Below are 4,459 nucleotides of genomic sequence, written 5' to 3'. Positions count from 1 at the left end.
GCGATTCCCTTCATTCCACACAGATCAACAATAAAATTCTTGCTTACTGGGGCTCGTGTGTGCCAATCGCACATCTATCTTATCCATGAGATGGAAGCCCAATATTCTCCAAATCAAGCAACTGTTCGAGATTGATTATCGTCGGTCCCGGGTATTCTATCAAGGGCCAGTTGCGGGATATTGAATGGTGCTTGAGCCAAACTGGTTGTATCCCTGCCGCTTTTGCGCCGCAAATATCGATTCTCCAATCATCCCCAACGTAAATTGCATTGACTGGATCAACACCCAGTCTTTCCAGACATGTCAGGAAAGGGATTGGATCTGGCTTTGGGGGGATATTATTCTCTCCGGCAATGATGAGGACCTCGAAAAGATTTTCGAGTTCAGGAAAGAGTCTGAAGCGATGTTCTCTCGAAGATGCCTGTCCCTGGGTATTGGTGATGAGGGCCAACCGATACGAAAGTGCCAATTGTTTTAAAACCGGCCTGGTTTCTGGGAAAAGCCTGGTTTTGGAAGTGATCACATCCCAATAGTTATCTTCCTCCGTGGAAATGAGGATTGCGTTCGGCTCCTGATTGTAGTACCGGTAGACCGCTTGCCAAAGAGCCTTTCTGGAAAAGTTGGACTTTGCGTGGAAATCTTTCCGCAGCCGACGATATTCCGTCAGGAAATCCGACCAGGATCCCAAAGCCAAGTCCGTGAAAATCCTGGTTTCAGCCTGCTTTTCAGCCAAGCGAAAACCCTCGGCTGAATCAACGAGGGTCTGACCAAAATCAAATATCATTGCATTTGTCATCATCGTTTTTTTGACTGCCCGGTGGGGTTATAGTCCACCAGGCAGTCAATCTTTACGTTCATTTCACCATGCACGTATTATTCTTTGCCCCATTTGGCAAAATAATCCCCAAACAGGTCCTCATCGGTTGGGACGTATTCTGGGAAGGGCTCAGACAACCAGGTGTAGTTGAGGAATTGCTTCCAGTTTACATTTTCGCTGGTCATATTCCCAGCCCAACTGCCGCCGCCCAGCGTATCGGTGAAGGGGTTGGCATTGAACCAACTACCACTATTCGCCATGGCATGAGGCATATTGCAATTCACCCGGCCGACATTGGCTTTGACAGCAAGTTCAATTTTTCTGTCATCACGGTCTGAATGAATGGAAGCGGAGTGTCCTTCACCAGAGAAGCGGTGCATCTCTTTCATACGTTCGACCATCTCGCTAAAGTCATCCCATTTCCAGACTGTGAGCACGGGTGAAATCTTTTCACCAGAGAAACGGTCTTCGGAGCCTGCTTTTTCGCCCAATACCATCAGGAAAAGGGTGTTTTCTGGCACATCAAGCTCCGCCATCTCCGCAATGTGTAGCGCTGTTCGGGCAACGATCTTACGATTTAGATTTTTTCCATCCGGCCACATGAGTGTGCGCAATTTCTCACGCTCCTCCGTGTTGCACATATAGCCACCTTCGGCTTTCAGGCATTCGACCATTTCATCGAAAATGCTGGCTTCCAAAGCGACGGCATTTTCGGATGAGCAGGAGGCAGAGTTGTTGGCAATCTTCGACCTGACGATTTTGTCAGCCGCTGCTTTCAAATCGGCAGTTTCATCAATGATGGAGATCACATTTCCTGAACTAACGGTGTGAGCGGGTTTACCGGCGGAGTAAACCACCTCTACTAACGCTGCTCCACCCGTAGCCACGACGAAATCGCATTTTGCCATCAAGTTTCTTGCTTTCAAACGGCTGGTATTTGCCATGCACAGCATCAGATCTTCAGGCGCACCGATCTTGCGCAACGCTTTGCGGCCATATTCGACGGTAAGTGCTGAACTTCCCTGCGTGCTCGGATGAGGCGAAACAACCATTGCGTTTCGGGTTTTCAGGAGACTCAACCCGATACAACACACCGTGGATTCTGGGTTGGTGGATGGAACCACATTGGCAACCACGCCCATCGGTTTAGCATAAACCCTCAGCCCTCTTTCCTTGTCCTCCTCCACCAAGCCGCAGGTTACTATGTCCTTCATATCCCACAAGGTCCCTTTTGTCTTGCTCTGGATTTTGGCAGTTTTGTCAGCATAAACGCCAATCCCAGATTCATCTACCGCGAGGTGGGCAAGTTCACGGGCCACCTCTGGTTTTTGCCACTCCCAGGCAACCGCAGCGACCATCTCATCAATTTTTTCCTGAGGCCAAAATTCAACCTCTTCAAAGGCTTTCCTCGCCCGTTGGTATAGTTCTTCGACTTCTTGAATTTCTTCGGGGGTTAATTCATTGCTTTTTGACATTTTTCACCTTTATATTTTTTTCCACAAAGGACACTAGGGAGCACGAAGGTTTTTAAAGTTTTTCCTTTGTGTTGCTTTGTGTACTTAGTGTTGAGTTGAGTTTATTTCTTTCTTCCCAGACTATGTTTTTTCACTGGGGTCTTCTACCTCTTCGACAATGGCAAAGCCACTACCGTGGAGTTTCTTTCGTTCATCGAAAGCCTGTTTCCACGCGTCCAGATCAAAGGTTTGCGCTGTTTTGGCATTTTTACCCCGATCTTCCAACGATGGAACAGGCCTGTCTTCTGGTCCATCATAAAATTCCTTGGGGGTGAGTTCCTGGCCGAGCCCGGTCATTTCCTCTCGTTCGACCTCTTCGATATAGTGAGCACCAGCTCCAAATGAGCGCGTAATCGCAATGATCGCCCATGTTGCTTCGGCGGAAAATCCCAAGTCCATCATCGTAGCGCCAATTGCCCCGAGCATATCCAGATCAACCGGGCTGTCGCTGATTTGCTGTGCCGCTTTGACGATTTCTTTGGTCAAGGCAATATGTTTTCCTGATACGCCAAGTTTCTCGGCTCGTGCAAACATGCGTTTGGCAGCCGGGTCCTTGAGCATCAAGTTAGAAACACCCAAGGCAGGTTCGCCCAAATATGCCTGGGCCAGTTCCAAGGCGACCTCTTCCACTGGATATCCCTCTTGCTCCATTTCCTTCAGGGCATCATTCAGCATATTGCCAAAGGCTGAATAAGCACCATAAGCATGGCCAAAGGCAAGAATGGAAGCACCGCACGCCTGTGTAAGGAAGGTTTTCGAGCGGGCAACAGTTCGGGATAATATGGCTGGGAGAGATAGTCCATCCTCCAGTGACAGGATCATGACGTAATTTAACATCTTCTCTTCTTCTATCAGTGGAATTCTGGACTGGAAGTCAATGAACTGCATGTCCACAAGCCCATACCCAGCTTCCATTAATTCGGTTGTGTCATATCCTCGAGCCACGATGCGGTGCTTGTTTTTATAAGCCACTTCGGACAACCACTGAAAGCCTGGGCGGGTCGTGTCTTTTGGCACGGTGCCATAGGGTCTGGTCCCATAATCATAGGGTAGTTTAGGATCATCTAAATTGCCGATGACTTTTTTCTTTTTTAGATCACCCATTTTTTATACTCTCCTTCTTCTTTTTGTGCCTGTGCATATTCCTGGCGCTCTTCCTGACTGGGAACTTCCCGGTCATCCGGGCCGATATACTTGATCATTGAGAGATCCAGCATCTGTACCATCGGCTCGTTTTTGGATGCAGCCCAGGCACGTCCCTTCTTCATATTGTAGAGGGCATGGGCCGCGCAACTGTAGCCGCGACTGACACTCCCGATGCACCACCCGGCGTTGGGCGAAAATCCGATATCCATCAGGGCCGTGTTACCTGCGCCGACAACATTCACGCCCACATATCGACGTCCATCCTTAGCTCGTCGCTCATGAAAATGTTTTTCGACTGATCTCTGAAGTTTAAGGTAGACACCGTCAATCTCCAACTCCTCCTGTTTAAGGTGAGTGGGTTCGGCGCGCGGGTCGCCATCGGTGTGCTGAGGCTGACCCATCCCCATGACTTTTTCTCCGGCGTCCATATAATCGTCCACCAGGGTTTTACCCATCTCTTCTGCAGTTTTACCCTCCTTTTGGCCTTGTTCCAGGTATTTGTTCATCATATACCCGTGCGCAGCTCCAGGCCCATGGACACCACCAAAGGTCATGATGGATGCCGCGACAGCCACGGGCAGATTGGGTCTGCCTGCGATCACAGAAATAGCCGAAGCCGCCGACGGCGACATGGAATGTTCCATAAATTCGCCCATCTCGTACTTCAGCATTTTCTCTTCTGGGGGTGATGGGATCCTCCCTTGATAGAGGATGAACATGGCATCGAAGAAAGAGTAGCCTTCCTCGGCAAGTTCACTTAAATCATAGCCTCGCAAAACGGTCTTTTCTTCCGTTTTATAAGCGATGGCTGTTTTTCTTTTGAACAGTGGATCTCTTTTCATAATCAATAATCTCCTTCTTTAATAACTTGTTTTGAATTTATTCATAACTTTTATCGGATGAAAAGCCGAGTCGCACGCATCCCTAAACTTGCCTGCCATTCGTCATCATCTTCCTGGTGTGGACATCATCCCGTTCAAGC

4 protein-coding genes are annotated in these 4,459 nt (G+C 48.8%); all 4 read right to left on the bottom strand.

Annotated features, from left to right (window positions below):
- Positions 1–79: 79 nt before the first annotated feature.
- The 4 genes from AC3DOM_RS16035 to AC3DOM_RS16020 all read right to left on the bottom strand — a co-directional run bounded on the left by AC3DOM_RS16035 (position 80) and on the right by AC3DOM_RS16020 (position 4,319).
- Positions 80–796 (bottom strand): HAD family hydrolase, encoded by a 717-nt coding sequence (locus AC3DOM_RS16035; protein WP_487920049.1) that lies wholly within the window; start codon positions 794–796, stop codon positions 80–82.
- A gap of 77 nt (positions 797–873) precedes the next feature.
- Positions 874–2,292 carry an aldehyde dehydrogenase family protein gene (locus AC3DOM_RS16030; RefSeq protein WP_487920048.1) on the bottom strand — a complete coding sequence of 473 codons (1,419 nt, stop codon included), beginning with the start codon at positions 2,290–2,292 and terminating at the stop codon, positions 874–876.
- A gap of 120 nt (positions 2,293–2,412) precedes the next feature.
- A complete protein-coding gene (locus tag AC3DOM_RS16025; protein ID WP_487920047.1) occupies positions 2,413–3,435 on the bottom strand; it encodes a citrate synthase family protein in 1,023 nt (340 codons plus the stop codon).
- Positions 3,423–4,319: a citrate/2-methylcitrate synthase gene (locus AC3DOM_RS16020; protein WP_487920046.1), complete on the bottom strand. Its 897-nt coding sequence runs from the start codon at positions 4,317–4,319 to the stop codon at positions 3,423–3,425. The genes AC3DOM_RS16025 and AC3DOM_RS16020 overlap by 13 nt, the downstream gene beginning before the upstream one ends.
- Positions 4,320–4,459 lie beyond the last annotated feature (140 nt).

This window comes from Candidatus Desulfolinea nitratireducens, assembly GCF_982879505.1.
Note: the sequence above shows the minus strand (reverse complement) of the source record. Positions and strands in the feature narration are given on the sequence as shown.